Source organism: Burkholderia savannae, from assembly GCF_001524445.2.
GTDB classification, from domain to species: domain Bacteria; phylum Pseudomonadota; class Gammaproteobacteria; order Burkholderiales; family Burkholderiaceae; genus Burkholderia; species Burkholderia savannae.
The window spans coordinates 2066201-2092022 of record NZ_CP013418.1 but is presented as its reverse complement, the minus strand read 5'-3'; the positions used below and the strand labels follow the sequence as shown (position 1 = coordinate 2092022).

General features: G+C 69.8%; 8 protein-coding genes and 1 pseudogene. 2 read left to right on the top strand and 7 right to left on the bottom strand.

Going from position 1 to position 25822, the window contains the following annotated elements:
- Nucleotides 1–11: 11 nt before the first annotated feature.
- Nucleotides 12–3188, top strand: a complete 3177-nt coding sequence (locus WS78_RS30325; RefSeq protein ID WP_059579824.1) for a multidrug efflux RND transporter permease subunit — start codon at nt 12–14, stop codon at nt 3186–3188.
- 106 nt (nt 3189–3294) lie between these two features.
- Here the strand turns inward: WS78_RS30325 and WS78_RS36610 are convergent.
- Nucleotides 3295–3974, bottom strand: a pseudogene (locus tag WS78_RS36610) (hypothetical protein).
- Between the two features lie 353 nt (nt 3975–4327).
- Here WS78_RS36610 and WS78_RS30310 point away from each other — a divergent pair.
- Entirely contained in the window at nt 4328–5914 is a 1587-nt protein-coding gene (locus tag WS78_RS30310; RefSeq protein WP_038752040.1) for an amidase, read from the top strand.
- Between the two features lie 726 nt (nt 5915–6640).
- Here the strand turns inward: WS78_RS30310 and WS78_RS30300 are convergent.
- The 6 genes from WS78_RS30300 to WS78_RS30275 all read right to left on the bottom strand — a co-directional run bounded on the left by WS78_RS30300 (nt 6641) and on the right by WS78_RS30275 (nt 25381).
- Nucleotides 6641–6907: a transposase gene (locus WS78_RS30300; RefSeq protein ID WP_038752045.1), complete on the bottom strand. Its 267-nt coding sequence runs from the start codon at nt 6905–6907 to the stop codon at nt 6641–6643.
- 225 nt (nt 6908–7132) lie between these two features.
- Nucleotides 7133–10345: a non-ribosomal peptide synthetase gene (locus tag WS78_RS30295; RefSeq protein WP_059579829.1), complete on the bottom strand. Its 3213-nt coding sequence runs from the start codon at nt 10343–10345 to the stop codon at nt 7133–7135.
- Between the two features lie 107 nt (nt 10346–10452).
- Entirely contained in the window at nt 10453–10653 is a 201-nt protein-coding gene (locus WS78_RS30290; RefSeq protein WP_038752032.1) for an MbtH family protein, read from the bottom strand.
- Entirely contained in the window at nt 10646–11878 is a 1233-nt protein-coding gene (locus WS78_RS30285; protein ID WP_226377260.1) for an MFS transporter, read from the bottom strand. Before WS78_RS30285 ends, WS78_RS30290 begins: the two co-directional genes overlap by 8 nt.
- 50 nt (nt 11879–11928) lie before the next feature.
- A complete protein-coding gene (locus tag WS78_RS30280; protein ID WP_226377259.1) occupies nt 11929–24588 on the bottom strand; it encodes a hybrid non-ribosomal peptide synthetase/type I polyketide synthase in 12660 nt (4219 codons plus the stop codon).
- On the bottom strand, nt 24581–25381 hold the full coding sequence (locus WS78_RS30275; RefSeq protein WP_038752024.1) for a 2OG-Fe dioxygenase family protein: 801 nt from the start codon (nt 25379–25381) through the stop codon (nt 24581–24583). The genes WS78_RS30280 and WS78_RS30275 overlap by 8 nt, the downstream gene beginning before the upstream one ends.
- Between the last annotated feature and the right edge of the window lie 441 nt (nt 25382–25822).

Here is a 25822-nt window from a genome sequence, read left to right as displayed (position 1 = left end):
GAGCCGCACGCATGCCGTCGTTCTTCATCGACCGCCCCGTTTTCGCGTGGATCGTCGCGCTCGCGATCGTCGTCGCGGGCGTGCTCGCGATTCCGCAACTGCCGGTCGCGCAGTATCCGCGCCTCGCGCCGCCGCGCGTCGTGATCAACGCGACTTATCCGGGCGCGTCGACGGAGACGGTCGACGGCGACGTCGGCAGCATCATCGAGGAGAGCCTCGACGGCGCGGACGGGCTGCTCTATTACGAGACGAGCAGCGACGGCCACGGCAACCTCGAGATCGACGTGACGTTCGCGCCCGGCACCGATCCGGACCTCGCGCTCGTCGACGTGCAGAACCGGCTCAAGCAGGTCGAGCCGCGGCTGCCGCAGCAGGTCGTCCAGCAGGGCATCGGCGTGTTCAAGGCGGCGAACACGTTCCTGATGCTCGTCGCGCTGACGTCGACCGACGGCACGCGCGATTCCGCGCAACTGAGCGACTACCTGAGCCGCTATGTGCTGCGCGAGCTGAAGCGCACGCCGGGCGTCGGCTCCGCGCAGCTGTGGGACGCCGACGAGGCGCTGCGGATCTGGCTCGACCCGATGAAGCTGCGCGAGTACGGGCTCGGCGCCGACGACGTGATCGCGGCCGTCGCGTCGCAGAACGCGGCGGTGACGGCGGGCGCGATCGGCGATGCGCCGTTCGTCGCCGGCCAGCAGACGACCGCGTCGGTGATCGTGAAGGGCCAGCTCGCATCGCCCGCCGAGTTCGGCCGGATCGTGCTGAAGGCGAAGCCGGACGGCTCCGTCGTGCGGCTCGCGGACGTCGCGCGCGTCGAGCTCGGCCGCGACGACTATTCGTTCTCGTCGCGGCTGAACGGCAAGACGGCCGCGACGGTCGGCATCCAGCTCGGCCCGCGCGGCAACGCGCTCGAGACGTCGAACGCGATTCGCGCGCGCCTCGCCGAATTGTCGAAGCGGCTGCCGCCCGGCGTCGCGGTGGCCATTCCGTTCGACGGCGCGCATTTCGTCCGCATCGCGATCGACGAGGTCGTGCTGACGCTCGTCGAGGCGATCGTCCTCGTGTTCTTCGTGATGTGGCTGTTCCTGCGCGACCTGCGCTGCACGCTCGTGCCGACGATCGTGATTCCGGTCACGCTGATGGGGGCGTTCGTCGCGATGTGGGCGTTCGGGCTGTCGATCAACGTGTTCACGATGTTCGGCCTCGTGCTCGCGATCGGCATTCTGGTCGACGATGCGATCGTCGTCGTCGAGAGCGTGCATCGCGTGATGGAGGAGGAGCGCGTGTCGCCGCGCGAGGCGACGCGCCGCGCGATGAAGCGCATCGTCGGCGCGATCGTCGGCGTGACGGCCGTGCTGACCGCGGTGTTCGTGCCGATGGCGTTCTTTCCGGGCGGCGTCGGCGGGATCTATCGGCAGTTCTCGGTCGCGATGATCGCGTCGATGCTCGTATCGTCGTTCATGGCGCTGTCGCTCACGCCCGCGCTGTGCGCGAACCTGCTCAAGCCGCTGCCGCCCGGCGGCGCGCGGGCGCGGATCGGGCGGCGGCGCGGCGTGCGCGGGCTCGGCGCGTGGGCGGCGGACCGCTTCGCGGCGGGCTTCGCGCGCGCGTCGGCGGGCTATCGCTCGCTCACCGCGCGCACGGTCGCGCGCATCGGGCCGATGGCCGCGATCTACGCGGCGCTGCTCGTCTGCGGCGCGGCGCTGTACTGGGCGATGCCGAACGGCTTCCTGCCGACCGAGGACCAGGGGCAACTGCAGGTGATGATCCAGCTGCCGGCGGGCGCGACGCAGGCGCGCACGATGGCGGTCGTCGAGCGGGTGGAGGCGATCCTGCACGCGCAGCCGGCCGTCGCGAACGTGACGAGCGTGATCGGCTGGAGCTTCGCCGGCAGCGGGCAGAACGTCGCGATGGCGTTCGTCGAGCTGAAGGACTGGGCGAAGCGCGGCGTCGATGCGGCCGCGCTGCGCGATCGGCTGAACGGCGCGTTCGCGCGGATTCGCGACGGCGACGTCGATGCGTCGCTGCCGCCGTCGGTGCCCGGCATCGGGCATTCGGACGGCTTCACGCTGCGGCTCGAGGATCGCGGCGGCATCGGTGTCGACGTGCTGAAGGCGGCGCGCGAGCGCCTCGCCGACGCGGCGAAGGCCGATCCGGCGCTCGCGTCCGTGCGCACCGAGGATTTGCCGGACGCGCCGCGCGTCGAGCTCGACGTCGACCGCGCGAAGGCGTACGCGTTCGGCGTGCCGTTCGAGCGGATCGCGGGCCTGCTCGGCGGGCTGCTCGGCTCGAACTACGTCGACGATTTTCCGGCGGCGGGGCGGATGCGGCGCGTGATCATCGAAGCGGACGCCGGCGCGCGCAGCACCGACGATCAACTGATGGCGCTTTCCGTGCCGAACAAGACGGGCGACATGGTGCCGCTGTCGGCGATCGCGTCGCGGCGCTGGAGCGTCGGGCCCGTCGCGCTGAACCGCTTCGACGGCTATCCGTCGCTCGACGTGGTCGGCCGTCCGGCGAACGGATACAGCCTCGGCGCGGCGATGGCCGAAATGGAGCGGCTCGCCGCGAACCTGCCGACGGGCGTCGGCTATGACTGGGTCGACGCGGCGCGCGAGGAAACCGTCGCCGCGCGGCAGACGCCGCTGCTGATCGGCCTATCCGTGCTCGCGGTGTTCATGGCGCTCGCCGCGCTGTACGAAAGCTGGACGATTCCGCTGTCGGTGCTGACCGTCGTGCCGCTCGGCGTGATCGGCGCGGTGGCGGCCGTGCAGTTGCGCGGCATGCCGAACGACGTGTATTTCAAGGTTGCGATGATTACGGTGATCGGGCTGTCCGCGAAGAACGCGATCCTGATCGTGCAGTTCGCGCGCGATCTGCACGCGCGCGGCGTCGCGCTGCGCCAGGCGGTGGTCGACGCGGCGTCGGCGCGCTTTCGGCCGATCGTGATGACGTCGATGGCGTTCGTGCTCGGCGTCGTGCCGCTCGTGAGCGCGACGGGCGCGGGCGCCGAGAGCCGCCGCTCGATCGGCACGGGCGCGTTCGGCGGCGTGCTCGCCGCGACGCTGTTCGGGCTCGTGTTCGCGCCGGTCGCGTTTCAGGTGGTCGCGTCGCTCGGGCGGCGCGGGCGGCGGGCTGTCGAGCGCGATCGCGAATCGGGCGAGCACGGGGTAGCGGCGAACGAATGAGCGCGCCGATGCGGGCGGGCGCGCATCGGCGTTGTGCTCGCGCACTCGCCCGTTCGCCGGCTCGCGACGGCGACGCGGCCGGCGAGCGAGCAAGGGTGCGCGAGCGTCAGAGCGAGAATCGCAGGCCGAGGCGCGGGTTGACGATGTACGTGCGATGCGAAAGCTCGCGCTGAATCGCCTCGCAACGCTGCTGCTCGGGCAGATGGTCGTTTTCGGGCAGCTTCGCCTTGCGCTCGACCGCGCCGAGCCATTCGCCGCTGCCGGGATCGGGGCCGTGCCCGCCGTCGTCGGTGATGTGGAATTGCTTGTCGACCGCGTCGAACCATGCGTCGGTGCACGGTTGCGAGGTGGGCGCGAGCAGGATGGTCGTCGTCGCGGCGAGCCAGCCGACGACGGCGAGAAAAGCGATGACAGCGAGAATCTTCTTCATTGAGTCCTTCAAAAAAACAGTGGCTTTCGATGATCGTGCGCGCGCCGTGGGCGGATGCGGCCGGTTTCGCAGCGGAAGCCGGCCGCCGACGGTGACTCGCGCACTTGCGCCGGCCCGCGCCGGCCCGCGCCGACCCGCGACGACCCGCGACGACCCGCGACGACCCGCGACGACCCGCGACGACCCGCGACGACCCGCGACGACCCGCGACGACCCGCGACGACCCGCGACGACCCGCGACGACCCGCGACGACACGCGACGACACGCGACGACACGCGACGACACGCGACGACACGCGACGACACGCGACGACACGCGACGACACGCGACGACACGCGACGACACGCGACGACACGCGACGACACGCGACGACACGCGACGACACGCGACGACACGCGACGACACGCGACGACACGCGACGACACGCGACGACACGCGACGACACGCGACGACACGCGACGACACGCGACGACACGCGACGACACGCGATAAAGGGATCGCGATTCGTCGCGGAAGTTCACTATGAACGGCGCGAAGCGGCGAGATCGCTTCGCCCGGCGCGCGAACGTTGCGTGCGCATCGATTGCCTTTCGCCTACACTCCACCGGCGCGTGCGCCCGGCGACGCGCGACACCCGCGCCGTCAGCCCCGGCCCCGGCCCGGCCCCGGCCGCATCACGACAACAGGACGTACTCAGGACGTACTCGAATGAAACGACGCCATTTCCTTCACTCGCTCGGCGCGCTGAGTTCGGCGCATGTGGTGCTCGCGAGCGCGCCGGCATCGGCGACGACCGCTGGCGGCGAGCGCGGCGGCCAATCGGCGCTTGTGTCGCCGCGCGAAGAGCGCAGCGCGGCGCAGGCGGTGCGCGAGACGCTCGAGCGCGTCGCGCGCATCGATCGCGGCGGCCCGCGGCTGAACGCGATCATCGAACTGAATCCGGACGCCGAGGCGATCGCGCACGCGCTCGACGCCGAGCGGGCGGCGCGCGCCGTGCGCGGCCCGATGCACGGCGTGAGCGTCGCGCTGAAGGACAACATCGCGACGGGCGACCGGATGGCGACGACGGCCGGCTCGCTCGCGCTCGACGGCGTGCGCGCGGCACGCGATGCGCATCTCGTCGCGCGGCTGCGGCGCGCGGGCGCGGTGATCGTCGCGAAGACCAACCTGAGCGAGTGGGCGAACTTCCGCTCGACGCGCTCGACGAGCGGGTGGAGCGGGCGCGGCGGGCTGTCGCGCAATCCGTACGCGCTCGACCGGACGGCGAGCGGATCGAGCTCGGGCTCGGCGGCGGCGGTCGCGGCGGGGCTCGTCGAGATGGCGGTCGGCACCGAGACCGACGGCTCGATCGTGTCGCCCGCCGCGATCAACGGCTGCGTCGGGCTGAAGCCGACCGTCGGGCGCGTGAGCCGCGACGGGATCGTGCCGCTGTCGCACACGCAGGATACGGCGGGGCCGATCGCGCGCACGGTCCGCGACGCGGCGCGGCTACTCGGCGCGCTCGCGGGCGGCGATGCGAACGATCCCGCGACGGCGGGCGCGCCGCCTCCCGCCGACTACGTCGCCGCGCTCGACGCGAACGCGCTGCGCGGCGCGCGGATCGGCATCGCGCGCGCGTTCTTCACCGGGCATGACGAGGTGGACGCGCAGATCGAGCGCGCGATCGCTCGGATGCAGCGGCTCGGCGCGGTGGTGATCGATCCCGTCGACCTGCCGAAGCCCGACTACGAGGACGACGAGAAGACCGTGCTGTTGCACGAGTTCAAGCACGGCTTGCCGCTGTGGCTGCACGCGTTCGCGCCGCATGCGCGCGTGCGCACGCTCGCCGACGTGATCGCGTTCAACGCGGCGCAGCGCGCGAAGGAGATGCCGTACTTCGGGCAGGAGCTGCTATTGCGCGCGCAGGAAGCGGGCGGGCTCGACGCGGCGGCCTATCGCGACGCGCTCGCTCGCTGCGGCCGCCGCGCCCGCGACGAGGGGCTCGCGCGCGTGCTGCGCGACGCGCGGCTCGACGCGCTCGTCGCGCCGACCGAGGGCACCGCATGGCTGATCGACCTGATCAACGGCGACAGCGGCACCGACGGCTTCTCGACGCCTGCGGCCGTCGCGGGCTTTCCGCATCTGACCGTGCCCGCGGGGCTGGTGCGCGGCTTGCCGGTCGGCGTGTCGTTCGTCGGCGCGCCGTGGAGCGAGGCGCGGCTGCTCGCGCTCGGCTACGCGTTCGAGCAGGCGACGCAGTGGCGGCGCGAGCCGCGGTTCGTCGAGCGCTCGAACGTGCCGGCGGTCGATGCGTGATGCGCGACGGGCGGCTCGCCGCCCGCGACTGCCTGGCGTGCGCGACGCGCCGTCTCGGCGCGCGGGCGATGTCGGCCGGCCGCATGGCGGCGGCCGGCCGCGACCCGCCTCGGTGCCGGTGATGCGCATGCCATGCGGACCGTTCGGCGGATGTGCGGCGGCGCGAGGCGTCGTCGAACGAATTTGCCGGCCACCGCCCGATCGAGGGACAAACGCGACGCGCATTTGCGCAACGCGGCCGATCGATTGGCGGGCGGCCGCCGAGACGGCGGAGCACGCGGGTTCTTGGCACGGCAAGAACCCGGCGTCGCGCCGCTTCACGCGCGCATGAAGAGAGCGCACGCCCGGCCGGCGCGAAGCCGCGCCCGGGCCACCGACGCTCGGACGAACCTGTTCACTGGTTGTTCGGGTTGCCCGGCTAGTCGGTTTCTTCGGAACGCGGCCGCTTGCCTGCCTGCGGCGAGCCCTGCTCGCCATGCGCGCGCGGAATGCGCGCGTGAGCGTCTCGCCAGCCTTCCCGGCTCGGCAGATGCAGAGGGCGGTAGCCGTGGCGTCTGCCTGCCTGCGCGATTTCGCCGACGCGCGCCGCAGGCTTGCTCGAGTCGGGTGCGATCGGCCGATAGCTGAAGACCGAACGCGAAAGTTTGAGCGCCGCGCACACCTGGCGTTGGCTCGCGTCGAAGCGATGCATCAGGTCGACGGCGAGTTCGCGCAGCCGGGAAGGCTTCAGGCTTTTTTTGACAGGACATCCTGCAACATCGCCTTGTCGAGCGAGAGGTTTGCGACGAGCCGCTTGAGCTTCGCGTTTTCTTTCTCCAGTTGCTTGACGTGATTCACCTTCGTCGGCGTCAGGCCGCCGAATTTGGCGCGCCAGTTGTAGAAAGTCGCTTCGCTGATCCCCATATCGCGGCACACGTCCGCTATCGGTGCGCCCTGCTGCGCGCGCCTCAGCGCATCGGCGATCTGCTCGTCGGTGTATTTGCTTTTCCTCACCACGTTTGCTCCTCGTCTGAACGGCGCGCCGCGTGCCCCGGGCAAGCCCGGCGCTGCCTTGGATGACTGCCGATTCCGCGATCTGAAAGAACGTCACGCGCAGGACGAATCGCAGCGGACTCGATGCGCCGCGCGCACAACCGAGCGAGCAGGCTGCGGTCGACGTTCGTTGATCGGCGGTCACCGGCTTCGTTGAAAAATCGGACGGCCCGATGCCGTGCCGGCTCATGCGTTCTGCACGACGTGCGCCTCGGCGCGCGCGGGCGGTGATCGTTTCGCGTCGAGGATCGGCGCGATCCGTGCGACGCTCGGCGCGGCGAACAGATCGCGGATCGACAGCTTGACGCCGAATGTCGCCCGCACGCGATTGATGACGCGCATCGCGGCCAGCGAATCGCCGCCCATCTCGAAGAAATTGTCGTCCGGGCCGATGGTGTCGACGCCGAGAATGTCCGCGAGCAGCACGCAAAGCGCGCGTTCCTGCTCGCCGGCGGGCGTGCGCGTGCCGTGGCTCGAGAAAACAGGTGCGGGCAACGCGCGACGATCAAGCTTGCCGTTCGGCGTCAACGGCAGCGCATCGAGCGCGACGATCGCGGAGGGCACCATGTGCTCGGGCAGATGCCGCGAGAGATCCTCGCGCAGCGCCTGCGGCTGCGCGGAAAAGCCCGCCGCCGCGACGACGTAGGCGACGAGGCGCTTCTCGCCGGGCCGGTCCTCGCGAACGACGGCTTCCGCTTGCGCGATGCTTTCGTGCCGCATCAGCGCGTGGGCGATTTCTCCCAGCTCGACGCGAAACCCGCGGATCTTGATCTGATCATCCTGCCGGCCGATGAAGTCGAGCGTGCCGTCGGCGCGCCAGCGCGCGAGGTCGCCGGAGCGGTACATGCGCGCGCCCGGCGCGCCGAACGGGTCCGCGACGAAGCGCTGCGCCGTCAGGCCTGGTCGTCGGAGATAACCGAGCGCGAGTCCCGCGCCGGCGACGTAGATTTCGCCCGTGACACCGGGCGGCACGGGATTGAGCGCGCCGTCGAGGACGTAGAGGCGCAGGTCGGGAATCTTGCTGCCGATCAGGCTGTGAGCGGGCTCGGCGGCCATGCGCCGCGTCAGCTCGAGATAGCTGACGTGCACGGTCGTCTCCGTGATGCCGTACATGTTGATCAGTTGCGGCGCGTTTTCGGCGTGGCGCGCGTACCAGTCGTCGAGCTTGCGCATGTCGAGCGCCTCGCCGCCGAAGATCACGTAGCGCAGCCGCAACGACCGGCCGAGCGCCGGATCGTCGCGATCCGCCTGCATCAGCTGCTGGAACGCCGACGGCGTCTGATTCAGCACGGTCACGCGCTCGCGCGCGAGGAGGCTCAGAAATTCGACGGGCGAGCGGCTGACCGGAAACGGCACGATCACGAGCCGGCCGCCGCGTAGCAGCGCCCCCCAGCATTCCCATACCGAGAAATCGAATGCGCACGAATGGAACAGCGTCCAGACGTCGTCGGCGCCGAAGCCGAACCATCGATCGGTGCTCGTCAACAGACGGATCACGTTGGCGTGCGGCACGACGACGCCTTTCGGCTTGCCGGTCGACCCGGACGTGTAGATGACGTACGCCGGGTCCGACGCAAGCAACGGCCGGAGCCGGTCGCCGTCGGCCGGATCGTGTGCGGCGGCGGGCGATGCGTCGTTTTCGGCGGGGCTGTCGACGTACAGCACGTCGCCGCCGCCGCCGACGCGCGCCGCAAGCGCCGCGGTGGTCAGCGTCGCAGCGGGCCTGGCGTCGGCGAGCATGAACGCGAGCCGCTCCGGCGGATAGTCAGGATCGAGCGGCAGATAGGCGGCGCCCGCCTTCAGGATCGCAAGCAGCGCCACGATGAGCTCGGCCGAGCGGGGCACGCACACGGCGGCGATCGCGCCGGGACCGACGCCGAGCGCGATCAGCCGGTGCGCGATGCGATTCGCGCGTGCGTTGAGCGTCGCGTAGGACAGGTGCTGCGTGCCGAAGGTGAGCGCGATCGCGTCCGGCGTGGCGGCCGCCTGCTGCTCGAACGCGGCCGGCACGGTACCCGTCGGCGCCGTGACGACCGCATTCCAGTCGTGCAGGATGCGGTGCCGCTCCGCGGCGCTCGTCAGCGCGATCGTCGCGACTGGCCGCGCGGGCTCGGCCACTGCCGCCTCGATGAGCCGCACGAAGCGTTCCCGGTGGCGGCCGAGCTCGTCGTCGCCGTACTGCGCGGCGTTCGCGTCGAACGCGATGCACAGCTCCTCGTCGCCGCCGTGGGCGTAGACGGTCCACGAAAAATCGTCGACCGGGCCGGCCGACAAGTGGCGAAAGCGCGCGCGATGGCCGGCGAAATGGGCGTCCAAGTCGAATGTCATCACGTTGACGACGTGCGCGAAGAGCCGGGTGCTCTCGCCCTTTTGCTGCGCGTCGCGGAACAGCTCGACGCTGCGGTAGCGCGCATGGCGCAGCGCCTGCCGAACCTCTCGCGCGGCCTGGCGCGCGACGGCCCGCAGGGACGTCGCCGCGTCGAACGCGAAACGAAGCGGCAGCACGTTCGCGCACATGCCCGGCGTTTTGCGCAGGTCGGGCCCGGTGCGCGCGGTGGCGGACATGCCGACCACGATTTCGTCCTGGCCGAGCGCGCGATGCAGATAGGCGGCCGCCAGCGCGATCATCAATTGCGGGACGCCCGTGCCTTCGGCCTGCGCGAGCGCGCGCAGCGCGCGGCTCGTGTCGGCCGACAGGTGCTCCCATTCGCGGCGAAACCGGCCGAGCGGCGAGAACTCGCCGGGATTCGCGTCGCTCGCGAGGCTCGCGGGCGACGGCCGGCCGGCGAGCCGCGCGCTCCAGTACTCGCGGTCGAGCGCGAACGACGGCGACGCGCGATATGCCGCGTCGATCCGAAGCAGGTCGGCGAGCGTGCCGAACGGCGTCGGCGCCGGCGTCTCGCCGGCGGCGAGCGCCGTGTAGATCTCGGCGCCGCGCCGGATCAGCAGCGAGATGCCGAACCCGTCGATCACGATGTGATGAAAGAACAGATACCAGTAGAACCGGTCGGGCGCGACGCGCAGCAGCGCGAAGCGAAACGGCGGATCGCGGGTGAGATCCGTCGGGCGAACGCGATCGGCGGCCATCCATGCCTCGGCGGCTTCGTGCGGATCGTCCGCGAAACCGAAATCGAGATGGACGACGTCCCGGTCGTCGCGTGCGCGCGCGATCTGCACCGGTATCGAGCCGCGCTCCGCGAACGCGACGCGAAGACACTCGGTTTCGGCGACGAGGCGGCGGACGGTCGCGTCGAAGCGTCCGGCGTCGATCGGACCGTCGATGTCGAGATAGGCGGCGGTGTTGTACGCGCTGGTTCCCGGCGCGAGCTGCTCCGCGAACCAGATTTCCTGCTGCGCAGGCAGCAGCGGGTGGGATGGGGGGGCGAACTCGTTCGTCATGTCGGCGTGTCCTCGTTGGGCGGCGCGTGATCGGGCGATCGCCGCCGCGACGGCGGCGCGCGGCGTCCGCGTTCCGCGGTGAAGCGTCGGCGTGCGCGTGCGCGACGTCAGGCGGCGTGCGGGCGGCGCGGGGTCAGGTCGGTCCAGTGCGCATCGAGGTAGTCGACGCAGGGCTGACGCGCGGCTTGTCCGAACACGACGCTCCAGCCGGCGGGCGGCGCGATCGACGCCGGCCAGAGCGAGTGTTGTCCTTCGGCGTTCGACAGCACGACGAACGTGCCGTCGGGATCGTCGAGCAGATTAGTCATGGCTATCCTCTCTAGCGTAGGGTGGGAGCGACGGTGCCGGAGCGCGCGCGTGCGCGCCGGAGCCGCCGCGCAGGATGGCGGCGAGCGACAGCACGTACAGCGCCGCGGCAACCAGGAAGGGTGCACCGGGAAGGCGAAGCGGGGACGATGGCCCCGCGAAGAAGTGAAACAGGTTCGCGCCGGCGAGCGGCGCGCAGGATGCGGCCAATCCCATCAGGCAGACGAGCGCGCCCTGATATTCGCCTTGCCGGTCACTGCCGGCGCGCAGCGAGATCATCGTGCGCACGGCGGGATCGCTGACGAGCGCGAGAGCGTGCAGCGCGATCGCGACGATCACGACGGCAGGCGACGCGGCGATGCTGTAGCAGAGATAGGCCGGCACGAACAGCGCATAGCCGGCGGCCGCCGTCCCGCGCTCGCCGAGCCGCGACACGAGGCGCGGCAGCACGAAGCTTTGCGTGAGCGCGATGCCGAGACCCAGCATCGCGAGCGCCAGGCCGTTCTCTCTCGGTCCCCATCCGATCCGCTGCTCGTTCGAGATGACGAAGCAGGTGAGGAAGATGCCGTAGGCCATCATGCCGCAGCACACGGCGAACGACAGCCGGCGAAAGTCACTGTCCTGCCGCAGCAGCGCGAGGCTGCCGAACGGATTCGCGCGCCGCCGCGCAAACGGGCTGCGCCGCGTCGCGGGCAGGCTCTCGGGCAGCGCGAACAGCGCGCACGCGCCGTTGCAGAGCGCAAGCGCGCCCGCCGCGTAGAACGGCGCGCGCGGCCCGAGCGTGCCGAGCAGGCCGCCGAACGCGGGGCCGGCCACGAGACCGAGGGCGACCACGCCGCTCGCGAAGCCGAACCGCGCGGCGCGCAGGTGGGGCGGTGTGACGTCGGCGAGATAGGCGGTCGCGACGCCCGTGCTGGCCGCGGTGGCGCCGACGAGCAAATGGCCGGCGAGCAACCACGCGAAGTCGCGCGCGGCGGCGAGCAGCAGGAATGCCGTCGCGTTGCCGAACAGGGCTGCCAGCAGCACCAGCCGCCTTCCCTTTGCGTCGCTCAGCGTGCCGAGCAGCGGCCCAAACACGAACTGCATGAGCGCGGCGCACGTCATCAGCACGCCGATCAGCAGTGGCACGTTCGCGGCGCCGTACCCGATCGCCCGCAGCAGCTGCGGCAGCACAGGCACCGCGACGCCCATGCCGATCGCATCCACCGCGAGCGTCAGCAGCACCACGGCGACCTGCCTAGGCGGGCGGGGGGCACGCCTTTGCGTCGGAGGCGCGCTCATGCGACGGCGGGATTCGCGGCAGAGGCCGCGTCGGCCGAAGCGAGCGCCGCGCGCACGCAGGCGGACACGTGCTCGACGTAGTCGGGCATCAGGCACGAGTAGTGATTGCCCGGCACTTCGCGGCACTCGACCGGCAGGCTCGTGAACCGTTCCCAACCCCACGCGGCGGTGTCGCGGATCTCCGGCAGATTGAAGCCTTCCGGCGTCGGGCCCGCCGCCTTCACCAGCAGCATCGGAATCGGCCGCTGCACGCGCGGCGGATCGTACTTCGGCGACAGGTCGGCGGCCGCTCGATAGACGTTGAACAGCCCGCGGATCGAATTGCTGTCCGCTTGCGAGTGCACGACGCCGGATGCCGCGAGCCGTTCGCCGATGAACTCGAGCAGCGCGGCGCGCGAAAGCGGCGCGAGCGCGGCGTCGATGCCGTCGACGAGCTCGGGCTTGTCCGCGTAATACGCGAAGATGCCGAGGATGAGGCGAGCCATCTCTGCATCGTCTTGATACACCATGGGCGCATAGGGCGGCGCGGCGGAATCGAACAGCACGACGAGCCCGATGCGTTCGCCGGCGTCGATCAACTGCCGGGCGATTTCATAGGCGATCTTGCCGCCGAGCGAATGACCGCCGAAGTGATACGGGCCTTGCGGCTGCACCGACCGCATGCAGGCGATGTAATGCGCGGCGATCTGTTCGATCGACGTGTGAGGCTCGGCCATGCCGTCGAGCCCGAGATATTGAAGCCCGACGACGGGCCGGTCCGCGCGCAGCGTCTTCGCGAGCGGCAGCAGTTGCGTGATGTTGCCGCCCATGCCGGGAATGCAGAAGAACGGCGCCCGGCGGCCCTCGTCGACCATCGGCACGATGCAATAGCGGATCGCCGCGTCGTTCGATTGCGGCGAGTCGCTTGTCGCGTTGCCCGTCGCGTCGATCGAGCGCAGGATTCGCGAGATCGTCGGCGCGTCGAGAAACTCGCCGAGCGTCAGGCAGCGGCCATACAGATCGCGCACTTGCGAAATCAGCTGCGTCGCCAGCAGCGAATGGCCGCCGAGATCGAAGAAATCGTCGTCGATGCCGACGTCGTCGACGCCGAGCAGGTCGCGCCAAAGGCCGACGAGCGTGCGCTCCACGTCACTCGAAGGCGGCGCGGCGGCCGTTTTGCGCTGCGCGTTCGATGGCTGGCGATCGAAGCCGAACTTGCTGACTGCGAGTTGCGCGATGCCCGAGCCGGGCATGCGGATCGCGAGGTCGAAGATCGCGCGGCCCTCGCGATTGGTGAGGCCGCGCACCGAGTCGGCACCGCGATGCGCGGTGCGCTCGGTGTAGTCGACGGCCATGCCGGTTTCCGTCCACGCATCCCAGTTCAGCGAAACGACCGGGATGCGCGCTCGGCTCCAGTGGCGCGCGATCGCGTCGAGGTAGCCGTTCGCGGCCGCGTAATCGGCCTGACCGAGGCCGCCGACGAGTGACGCGAGCGACGAGCAGAGCACGACGAAGTCGAGGCGATCGGCTGCGACGAGATCGATGAGGTTGTGCGTGCCGGCGACTTTCGCGGCGAGCACGCGCCGCCACGCGTCGGGCGCGCCCGTCTCGATGAGGCCGCTCGCCTCGACGCCTGCCGAGTGGACGATGCCGTTCACCTGACCGAAGCGCGCATGCAGTTCGGCGATCGCCGTACGCATCTGCCGCGCGTCGGCGACGTCGGCGCGCAGCACGAGCACGTCGGCGCCCGCGGCTTCCAGCGCGCGTAGCCTGGCCGCTTGCTTGTCGGTCAACCCTTCGCGCTGGCGGCCGATCAGCGCGAGTTTCGCGCCCGGCGCCGTTTCCGCGATGTGCCGGGCAAGCTCGCCGCCGATGCCGCCCAGCCCCCCCGTGATTAGATAGACGCCGCCGTCGCGCAGCGGCGCGCCTTGCGTCGTATCGGGCGCCGGCGCATCGACGAACCGGAGCGTTTCGCGTGAGCCGGCCGCGAGGCAGACGGTCGCCGCTTTGTCGAAGTAGCCGATGCCGCTCTCGGAAATCTCCGGCACGATCGACAGTTCCGTGTGCAGCGCCTGTTGCGTCGACGGCTCGTCGTCGTCGACGTCGAGATGCCGGCAGACGATGTCGGGAAACTCCCACTGCACCGCCTTGAGCGACGCCGCCGTCGCTGCCGTCGCGCAGGCGGCGGGCGCGTCGGCGCGGCGCCATCGTCGCGTGACGAGCGTCACGCGCGGCGCGATCGCTCGGCGCGCGAGCGTCTGAATCAGCGTGACGAGATGCGTGAAGCCGTCGAGCGTTGCGTCGAGCGCCGGGCGCGATTCGTCGGCGCGCCACGCGTAGACGATCTGCGACGGCAGCCGTCCGGCGCGGGCGAGCGCGTCGAGCAACCGGGCGTAGTCGTCGCCGGAGCCGGCACGCAACGCGAAACGCGCGTCGTCGAGCTGCCGGAACGCGTCGCCCTTGACGACCAGCACGCTGCGCGGCGGCGCGTGCGCGGCAAGCGGTTCGTCCGGCGCATCGGCGAACGTCAGCCAGGCGCCCGTATCGCGTTGGTGCGCGGGCAGCGGCGCCCGCGCCCAGGCGGGCGTGCGGCACCAGTCGGCCGGCGTCGCGCCGCCGGCCCGGTTGGTTTCCCGCAGGCCGAATCCGCGGACTTCGACGAGCGTCGTCGCGCGCCGCGCTTGCGCGTTCCACGAGAACAGCGTGACGTCGAATGTCCGCGGCGCGCGTTCGATCGCGAGGCTGTAGCACTCGGCCGTCAGCGGCGCATGAACCGTCAGCGTCTCGTACCGGAACGGCAGCGATGCGTCGGCGGGGCGCAGGCACGCATGCAGGAACGCAACGCCGAGATCGAGCAGCGCCGGATGCAGCGCGAACGCGGGCAGGTCGCGCTCGAACGTGTGGGGCAGGCGCAGGCGGGCGAGGCCTTGGCGCTCGCCGAGCCACACCGCGTCGATGCAGTGCCAGCGCGGGCCGTACTCCGCGAACGCGCGCCGGAACTGCGCCGGCGCATCGGCGAGCGGCTGCAGCGACAGGCGGGCGCACAGCGCGTCGATCGAGCCGTCGGAAAGCGTTGGCGCGTCGGCGAGGCGCGTCGCCGAGACGTTGCCGCTCGCGTGCGGCGTCCAGGCGCCGGATGCGTCGTCGGGGCGGCTCTCGAGCACGAAATCCAGCGCGCCGTCGCGCTGCTTGAACACGGCGCGCAGGCTGCGCTGCACGCCGGCGTCGAACACGAGCGGTGACGGGAAATAAACGTCGCGCAGCACGGGCTGCGACGCGCCGTGCGAGATGACGAACGCGCGCCGCACGAGCTCGAGGCAGCCGGTGCCCGGCAGCACGCCGTGGCCGCCGAAGATGCGATGTTCGTCGACGAACCAGTAACGCTCGCTCAACGTGAAGCAGACGTCGATGCGCTGCGCGTCGATTTCCTTGCGCTCGAAGCGCAGCGTGCCGTCGTCCGGCGAGGACGGCGGTGCGGGAGCCGGCGCGGCGTCGGCTGCCGGGCGACTCAGCCAGTGGCGTTTGCGGGTGAACGGATAAGTGGGCAGTGCGACGCGGCGCGCGGCGGCGCCGTCGCGCAGGCGTTCCCATTCGACGTGCGCGCCGTGCGCCCACAGCGAGCCGACGCCCGTCAGCAACGCCACGTCGTCCGTGCGCGGCTCGCGCGCATGTCGCATCGTCGTCGCGACGCGCGAACGCTCGAGGCCGTCGACGCCGGCCGCAAGCGATGCGAGCGCGCGGCCGGGACCCACTTCGAGCAGCAGCGGGCGATCGAATGCGGCGAGCACGGTCGACAACCCTTCGGAGAACCGAACCGTGCGGCGCACGTGGTCACCCCAGTAGCCGGGGTCCCGTCGGTCGCTTTCGTCGAACCACCGGCCGCTGCGATTCGAGATCATCGGCACGGTGCCGTCGGCGGTCCGCAGCGATGCGCCGACGCGGTTGATCTCGCCCACCGCGTTTTCCATCAGCGAGCTATGGAACGCATGCGAGGTCGCGAGGCGCTGGCACGGCAGGCCGGCGAGCACGCACGCGTCTTCGAGCTTTGCGATGTCGCCGGGCGCGCCGGACAGCACGAACTGGTCGTCGCCGTTGACGGCGGCGAGCTCGCAGCCGGTCGCGTACAGCGCGTCGAGATGCTCCGGCGACGCGGTGACGGCGAGCATCGCGCCGGCCGGCTGCCGTTGCATTGCCGATGCGCGGGCGGCGACGAGCGCGAGCGCATCGTCGAGCGCGAGCCGGCGCGACACGCACGCGGCGACCAGTTCGCCCAGGCTGTGGCCGATCAGCGCGTCGGGGGCGATGCCCCAATCCTCGAGCAGGCGCGCGAGCGCGTATTCGACCGTGAACAGCGCGGGCTGCGCGTAGCGCGTCTCGCGCAGCCGGTCCGCGCCGGCCGTGCCGCCGCCGTCGCTGTCGCCGCGGATCAGCGCGCGGATGTCGACGTGAAGATGCGGCATGAGGATGTCCGCGCAGTGGTCGACGACATCGCGGAATACGCGATACCGGCGATACAGCGCCTGTCCCATGCCCGCGTGCTGGCTGCCCTGGCCGGGAAACATGAAGACGACGGGCGCCGACTTGCGCGCGCCGACGATCGGCAGGTCCGCGGCGCGCGCAAGCTGCGCGGCGACCGCGCTCATGTCGTCGCCGACGACGAAGGCGCGATGCGCGAACGCGGTGCGTCCGGCCTGAAGCGTGTGGGCGACGTTGCCGAGCGTCGCGCCTTCGACGCCGTTCGACAGGCGCGCCGACAAGCGTCGCGCGGCCTCGCCGACCGCCTCGGGCGATTTTGCCGACACCGGGAGCAACTGTGCGCCGTCGTCCGCGTCCTGCCGTTCGATCGGCGCGATCGGCGCTTCTTCGACGATCACGTGCGCGTTGGTGCCGCCGACGCCGAACGAGCTCACGCCCGCGCGCCGAGGCCTCGGGCCGCGCGCCCACGCACGCGCGGCGCGGACGACCTCGAACGGCGTTTCGTCGAAGCGGATTTCCGGGTTCGGCTCGTTGCAATGAATGCTCGGCGGAATCGTCTCGTGGCGCAGCGCGAGGATCGTCTTGATGAGGCCCGCGATGCCGGCCGCGGCGTCGAGATGCCCGATATTGCCCTTCACCGAGCCGATCCCGCACTTGCGGGCGGACGGCGCGGCGGCGTTCGCTTCCTCGCTCGAAGCCGCCGCGAACGCTTGCGTCAGCGCCCGCACTTCGACCGGATCGCCGAGCGGCGTGCCGGTGCCGTGCGCTTCGACGTAGTCGATCGTGTCGGCGGCGACGCCCGCGGCGCGCAGCGCGTCGCCGATCACGGCCGCCTGGCCGCTAACGCTCGGCGCCGTGTAGCTGACCTTGCTGCCGCCGTCGTTGTTGATCGCCGAGCCCTTGATGACCGCATGGATCGTGTCGCCGTCGCGAATCGCGGCGGATAGCTTCTTGAGCAGCACGAGGCCCGCGCCGCTGCCGCCCGCCGTGCCGTTGGCGGCGGCGTCGAACGGCCTGCAGCGGCCGTCCGGCGACATGATGCCGCCTTCCGAATAGACGTAGCCGGCCTGCTCCGGATCGAGTCCGACCGCCCCCGCGATCGCGAGTGCGCACTCGCCGGCGCGCACGCTCGCGCAAGCCATGTGAACGGCCGTCAGCGACGACGAGCAGGCCGTCGCGACGCTGACGGCGGGGCCGCGCAAATCGAGCTTGTACGCGGTGCGGGTCGCGACGAAATCCTTGTCGTTGCCGAGCATCCACTGACCCGCGTCGAGGCGGTGCGTGCGGATGTTCGGAATCACGTTCTCGACGAGGTAATAACTGAACGCGACGCTGCCGAACACGCCGACGGGCCGCTGCGCGTCGCGGTCGCCGTAGCCCGCCTCCTCGAGCAGTTCCCACGCGAGCTCGAGAAAGATTCGTTGCTGCGGGTCCATCACCTGAGCCTCGCGCGGGGAGTAGCCGAAGAACTCGGCGTCGAAATCCGCGACGCCGTCGAGCACTTTCGCGCGCCGCACGAAGTTCGGATGCGCGATGACCTCGGGGGGCACGCCGCGGGCGCGCAACTCGTCGTCAGACAGATCAGCGCCGGCGTCGTAGCCCGACAGCAGGCGCGTCCAGAACGTTTGCAGATCCGGCGCCTGCGGGAAGCGCCCGACAAGGCCGATGACGGCGATCGCGTGCTCGTCGACGGCGGCCGCCGCCGTTTCCGCCGGCGGCGGCGCTTCGCTCGCGGCCGGTTCGTGCCGGCGTCGCAACACGTCGATTTGCGCGGACAGTGCGTGAATGGTCGGATATTCGAACACGTCGGTAAGCGTGACCCAACTGCCGAATTCTTCGCCGAGGCGCTGATGCAGCGCGACCGCGCGCAGCGAATGGCCTCCCGCCTCGAAAAAATTCTCGTCGTCGCCGATGTCGGCGCGTCCGAGCAGTTCGCGCCAGATGGCCGAGACCTTGGCGATCGTGGCCGCGGGCGTTGCGCGCGGCGAGGCCGGCTTGTCGGGCGGCGTGCGCGCGATCGCGCGCGCAGCGCCGTCCGCCGTCGGCTTGATCGCCTTCAGCGCCTGCAGGTCGACCTTGCCGGTGCGTCCGGTCGGCAGGCGGTCGAGGAACACGAATGCGGTTGGAATCATCACGTCGGGTATCTTGCCGCGCAGCGCGTCGGCGATCGCATCCCGGTCGCTCGTGCCGACGACGTAGCCGACAAGCTCCGACTGGCCGCGCGCATCGGGATGGACGAGCGCTTCGGCCGCGCGCACGCCCGGCGCTTCCATCAACGCGGCGCGGACTGCGTCGAGCTCGATCCGGAAGCCGCGGATCTTCACCTGGCGGTCCGCGCGGCCGATGAACTGGACGCTGCCGTCGTCGAGCTGTCTGACGACATCGCCGGTGCGATACATCCGCGCGCCCGGGCGCGCGGCAAACGGATCGGCGACGAACGCCGACGCCGTGCGGGCGGGCTTGCCCAGATAGCCGTGCGACACGCAGACGCCGCCGACGAACAATTCGCCCGCGGCGCCGTCCCGCGTTTGCTCGAGCGCGTCGTCCAGCACGTAAAAGCGCGCGCCGCCGAGCGGGCGCAGCACGAGACGTTCGCCTTCGGCCCAGTATTCGGCCATCGAGACGGCGATCGCGCATTCCGTCGGGCCATAGCCGTTGAAGAGGCGTCGCCCGGCCGCCCAGCGCTGCGCGACTTCGCGCGGACACGCTTCGCCTCCGACGACGATCGCCTCCAGCGCGGGCAGCGGCGCGTGCGGCACGAGCGCGAGCGTGGACGGCACGATAACCAGATGCGTGATGCGCCGTTGCGCGAGCCATTCGACGAGATCGCTGCCGGGCAGCAGCCTCTGGCGGTCGCCGAAGACGATCGCCGCCCCCGACGCGAGCGGGGGGAATATCTCGGCGAGCACCGCATCGAAGATCGGCGAAAGGTACTGCGCGATGCGCGAGCCGTGCGTGATGCCCAATGCGTCGCGCATCGCGAGCACGTTGTGGCACACGCTTCGATGCGGGACCGCGACGCCCTTCGGCATGCCCGTCGAACCGGACGTGTAAATGACGTAAGCGGTGTCGCCGGGCGCGATCGCGGCGTCGGGCGCGGGCGCGCCGGCGGATGCGTCGACGTCGACGAGATCGGCATCGACGAGCGGCAGATTCAGGTGCGACACCTTGGCGGTGAGCGCGTTGCGGCTCACGATCGCGCGCAGCGCCGCGTCGTGCGCGATGTATTGGTTCCACTGCGGCTTTTGATCCGGATCGAACGGCACGAATGCGGCGCCGATGCGCGCGATCGCGAGCATCGCCGCGATGGCGTACGGATGGCGGCCCACGCAGATGCCGACGCGGTCGCCGCCGCGAACGCCGACGTTGCGCAGCGCCGTGGCGATCGCCGCTGACAGCGCATCGAGTTCGCGATACGTCAGTGAGAGATCGTCCGCTTCGACGGCGACGCGCTCGCCGCCGTCGGCGACGCGCGCGGCGAACAGCGCGTAGAGGTCGGCATGCCCGGCGTCGCTTTCGCCGTCCGCGTCGGCGATCGCGGCCGCCGCATGGCCGTTCGGCGCCGCATCGGTGCGCCAGTCGACGTCAGCCGCCGCGCGTGCCGCGAGCGCGAGCATGCGATCGCGCATCCGCGTGAGCGACGCGCCGCCGAACGAGCCGGGCCGCGACATCAGGTGCCCGAACACGGCGTCGCCTTGCCGCGTGACGGCGAACTCCAGGTCGAGCTTCGCGACGTAAGTCTCGAGCGGATGAGGCGTCGCGCGCACGCCATCGAGATCGAGCGAGCCGACTTCGTCGAGGTCGTACGAGAATCCCGCCTGGAAAATCGGGCTGCGCGTCGGATGACGCGCCGGATTGAGCGCCTGGACCAATTGCTCGAACGCAACGTCCCGGTGCTCGAACACGTCGAGGCAGGTTTGCTTGACCTGCTCCAGCAGGCTCCGGAACGTGCCGGCTTCGCCGAAGCGCACGCGCAGCGGCAGCGTGTTCGTGAAGAAACCGATGACGGAGTCGAACGCCTCGGTCGGGCGCAATGAAATCGGGATGCCGATCGCGAGGTCGTCGTCGCCCGTTTCGTCACGCAGCGCCTGCGCGAACAGGCTCAGATAGAACATCAGCGGCGTGCAGTTGAGTTGCCGCGATGTTTGCTCGATTCGCGCCGCGAGCGGCGCGGGAATCTCGAAGCTCGACGATCCGGGTTGCGCACGCGCGGCGTCGTCGGCGGGAATGCGCAGCGTCGGCGGCAGTTCACGCAGGCATTCACGCCAGTGCGACAGCGTCCGTTCGAGCGCGGGCGCGTTCGCGAGTGCGCGCTGTCGCGCGACGAAATCCGCGTACGTCGCGTCGGGCGGCGGCGGATCGAAGGCTTCGCCGCGCGCGCGGGCGTTGTAGGCAGCCTGCAGGTCGCGCCAGAAGATGCTGAGCGACGGGCCGTCGAACACGATGTGGTGGACGGTCACGCATAGCAGGTGACAGCGTTCGCCGCGAGCGAACAGAACGGCGCGCACGAGCGGGCCCGTCGTCAGGTCGAACGGCGCGGTTTCTTCGTCGTGTAGCAGGCGGGACAGTGTCTCGTCGTCGGCGACGTCGACGATGCGCAACGGCGCGTGCGCCGCGTCGGCGACGATCTGCGCCGGTTCGAGCGATGCGTTGCCCGATTCGTCGTCGAGCGGCACGAGCTTCGCGGAAAACGTCGTGCGAAGCGCGGGATGGCGGCGTGCGATATCGTCGAGCGCACGCGCGAGCGCGTCGCGATCCGGCGCGCCGTCGAGGCGCCAGACCATCGGGATGTTGTACGTGAAATCCCGAGGCCGCCGCTTCGCCGCGAGCCACAGGCTGTTCTGCGCGAGCGAGAGTCGGCGGGGATCGCCGGATCGCTGCGCGGCCGATCCGGGGGCCGGCGCGTCCGCGGCGCTCGCGAGCGGCGCTTCCGGCGCGTGGCTCGCCCGCGGGCACGCGCGTCGCGCGTCGTCGACGTGCTCGGCCATTTCGGCGACGGTCGGGTGCTTGAACAACGTCGCGACCCGCAGACGCACATCGAATGCGTCGTTGACGCGCGAGATCAGGCGCGCGGCGATCAGCGAGTGGCCGCCGCAGAAGAAGAAGTTTTCGTCGACGCCCGTGACGGGCGCGGGCAGCACGGCGCGCCAGAGCTCGAGCACGCGGCGCTCGGTCTCGGTGCGCGGCTCCGCCCGGCTGCCGCCGAGCGGCGACAGCTCGAGCGCCTGCAAACGCTTTCGATCGATCTTGCCGCTTGCCGTCAGCGGCAGCTCCGGCAGTTGTTCGATCACTGTCGGCAACATGTGCGCGGGCAGGCGTTCGCGCAGGAAGTGATAGAGCGCGGCAGTCGGCGCGTCGCTGACGACGTATGCGACGAGCACGGCGTCGTCGAACTGCTCGTTTTTCGTGGTGAGCGCGCATTGGCGCACGTCCGGATGCGCGGCGAGCGTGCTTTCGATTTCGCCCAGTTCGACGCGGAACCCGCGAATCTTGACCTGATGATCGCGCCGTCCGAGGAATTCGATCGTGCCGTCCGCCAGCATGCGGCACATGTCGCCCGTGCGGTAAAAGCGCGTCTGGCCGGGGGCCTGCGCGAGGCGGCCGCGCGCATCGAACGCGCCGGAGATGAACTTCTCGCGCGTGAGCTCGGGGTTGTTCAGATAGCGTTGCGACACGGCGGGGCCCGCGATCAGCAGTTCGCCCGGCACGCCGATCGGCGTGAGCTGCAGCCTGGCGTCGGCGACGTAGAGCTCGCAACTCGACAGCGGCCGGCCGATCGGAACGACGCTGCCGGGCGCGAGATCGTGCTCGGCCGGATCGAACACGGAGCTGTCGATCGTCGCTTCGGTTACGCCGTACGAGCCGAGCACGCGCGCGTGCGGCGCGCACAGCGCTTGCGCCGCCTGCAGTTCGTGGCCGAACCAGACGTCGGCGCCGCACACGAGGGTCGCGAGGCCGTCGAGTCGCGCATCGTGATCGTGACAGTAGCGGATCAGCTCGCGCAGCACGACGGGCGGAAAATCACCGAACGTGACGCGCTCGTGCTCGATCAGCGCATGCACCCTGGATGCGTCGAGCATCCAGTCGCGCGGGCACATCACGAGTTTGCCGCCCGAGCCGAGCGTCCGGCTGAGGTCGCCGATACCGAGGTCGAACGTCGGCCCCGCGAGCTGCAGCGCGATCGGATGGCCGGGCTGATCGAAGCGATAGGCCTGACGCCACGCGTGATACGACAGATTCAGGTTGCCGTGCGACACCTCGACGCCCTTCGGCTTGCCGGTGGAGCCCGACGTATAGATCACATAGGCGGGATCATCCTCCTGCAATGCCGGGATTTCGAACGGCGGCGCGCTCGAGGTGTCGCGGGCCGGGTCGCCGGCTGCTTCGTCGAGCACGAGCGCGAGCGCGCGAAGGTCGCCGTCGAGCCGCGCGAGATCGTGCGCCGTCGTGACGATCGCGAACGGCTTCGCGTCGTCGATCTTGTCGCGAAAGCGCGGATCGTCCGGTCCGATCGGCAGATAGACGCCACCGGCTTTCAGGATCGCGACGAATGCGATCGGGACCTCGTGCGAGTATGAGACGAACGACGCGACGCGGCTGCCCGCCGTCACGCCTCGCGCGCGCAGCTGCGCCGCGACGCGATCCGACAGCCGATCGAGTTGCGCGTACGTGAGCCGCGTCTCGCGATGAACGACGGCCTCCGCATCTGGCGTGCGTCGCGCCGCAGCGCGAATGCGCTGCGGAATCGGCGAGAATCCGTCCGACACGAGTGGTTCGCCGGGTTTGGCGAGCCGCAAAATGTCGGCAAGCTCGGCATCGCTCAGCAGCGAGCCCTTCGTCACGGGCTCGTTCGGCGCGTCGAGCACGGATTGCAGCAATTGATCGAGATGGCCGGCGAGGCGCGCGATCGTCGCTTCGTCGTAGAGGTCCGTGTCGTATTCGAGATAGCCGATCAACGCGTCGTCGATTTCCTCGAGCGACAACGTCAAATCGTATTTCGCCGTGCCGTTGTGGATCAGCGCCCCCTCGACTTGCGCGCCGGCGAGCGACAGCGCGTGCGACGAGCCCTTCAGGTAATCGAACATGACCTGAAAGACAGGGGCGTGGCTCAGCGAGCGCGGCGGCTGCACGGCGTCGACGATTTCGTCGAACGACAGGCCGATGTGCTCGAATGCATCGAGCACCGTGGTCGTCGCTTGCGCGAGCAGCTCGAGAAAGCTCGGTGCGCCGCTGAAGTCGAAGCGCAGCGGCGCCAAGTTGATGAAAAAGCCGATTTGCCGCTGCTCATCCTCGGTCGCGCGGTTCGCGAACGGGCTGCCGATGACGATATCGCTTTCGTTCGAATACCGATGGAGCAGCGCGGCGAACGCCGCGACGCCGATCGTGTACGGCGTCACGCCGGCCGTGCGACAGAGGCGCGCGATGCCGGTGGCGATCGACGGCGAGAACGCGTGCTCGACGACGGCCCCCGCGCCGCGCTGCTGCGGCGGGCGGGCCCGGTCGGTCGGCAGCTTGTGCAGGTTCGGAATGCCTTCGAGACGACGCTGCCAGTATTGGCGCGATTCGTCTTTGAGCGCCGCGTCGGCGAGCTGATCCATGGCCTCGTCGACCGTCGCGTACCGCACGGCGGCGAGCGCCGGCTCGCGGCCGTCGCGCAGCGCGCGATAGGCGTCGCCGAGTTCGCGATAAAAGAGATCCAGCGACCATGCGTCGATCGCCATGTGATGAATATTGACGAGCAGCACGTGGCGATCGCCGCCGATGCGCAGCAGCGTCGCGCGCAGCGGCGCTTCGTTCTCGAGATCGAACAGATGCGCGGCCAGCTCGCGCTCGTGCTGTTGCACGGCGGCCGATTGTGCGTCGGCCGCGAGCTCGCTCAGGTCCGCGACCTGCAGCAGCGAGCCGGCGGGGCGTACGTCGATGACGAGCTCGCCGTCCACGGTGCGCAAACGCGACGCGAGAATCGGATGCCGGTTCGCGACGAAGACGAATGCGCTGCCGAGCGCGCTTTCGTCGAGGTGACCGCGGATTCGAAATGCCGCTGCGATGTTGTAAGTGGCCGAGCGAACGTCGCCGCTCGTGATGAACCACAGACGACGCTGCGCCGCCGTTGGGGCGAGCGTGAGCACCCCGTGTCCGGCAGCGGCGGTGTCGCGCTCGACTTCTTCGAGCGATTTCAATCGAGTAGAGCGATTAGTCACGGACGGGCTCCGGATTGGATGTTGGCACGATTGGGCGAGCGGCGTCCGACGGTGAGCGGACGACTGCATCGAGCGGCGTGAAATCGATGAGGATGACGGTGCGCATGCCGCACGGCGCGCCGGGCGCGCACGAGATCGACGTCACGTGATGGCTGACGGCTGCGTCGTCGATGATGTAGCTCTCGAGCGGCACGTGAAGCGAGAATGCGCGAACCTGTTCGTCGGGGACGTCGTCCACCTGGCGGCCCGCATACTGCGGCGGCGCGATGTAATTGACGCCGCCGACCGCGCTGGTGCGGTCGATCAGATGGACGGCCGTGAACGGCTGGCCGTCCTGGTGCAGGCAGTCCGGCGTGATTCTCGACATGACGCCCGGCAACGCGCGCATCCGGAGCACGTGCAGACCGCACAGGAGCGGCTCGTCGAGTTCGCTCAGCGGCGTGAGCGCGAGATCGAAGCGGATGAGCTTGCGGATCAGCGGCAGTGCGAGAATGCTGTCGCTCGTTCGCAGGAAACGGCGGTGCACGCCGCCGTATTCGGGTTGAAAACCGATTTCCTGGCGATATTCGATTTCGATCGCGCCGTCGAGTCCGACGAAGCCCGGCTTCCATGCGACGTGGCCGTCGTTCGGCGCGAGAACGCCTTCCGCATAGCTGCGGTGCCGGCCGGCACCCCCGTGGCGATCGACAGGCAACTGATCGGCGTAACGGCTGAGCTGTGCGAGGCAGTGTGATTTTGCTTCGACGTGGTCGAGATCGGCGGCGTCGAATCTGGCCCAACCTTGCTGTTGCAACTTTCCTCGAATGCCTCCGTGTGTGGAGCCGGATGTTTCCGCTAGGGTTTGCGTCTCGATTAGCATTGCTAAATATCCGTCGAAGTCAAGATCAAATGAGCAGACATTGATAATCCGCTTGCCGCAGGCTGCTTTCCCGCACAACATTTGACAGCTTGGAATTTATTGTTATTTTCGAAGGAATGTCGGAGGCACTTTTGCCGGAATTTATCGTTATATCGGTTATTCGACTGAATCCTGCAAACAGGATGAATTCAATCGATGAGAGACGATGGCCCGGCGAGTCGAGTGAATTTAACCATAGGATTCTCGTAACTGTCTAATGAATTTTTAAGGATCTTGTAATTGATCTGTGACAATAACGTGTTGAAAGCGGAATTAGAGCCGATGTTAATTAGAAACTAAAATTTTGATCGTATTTGAAGTGGTTGATTTAAAAGG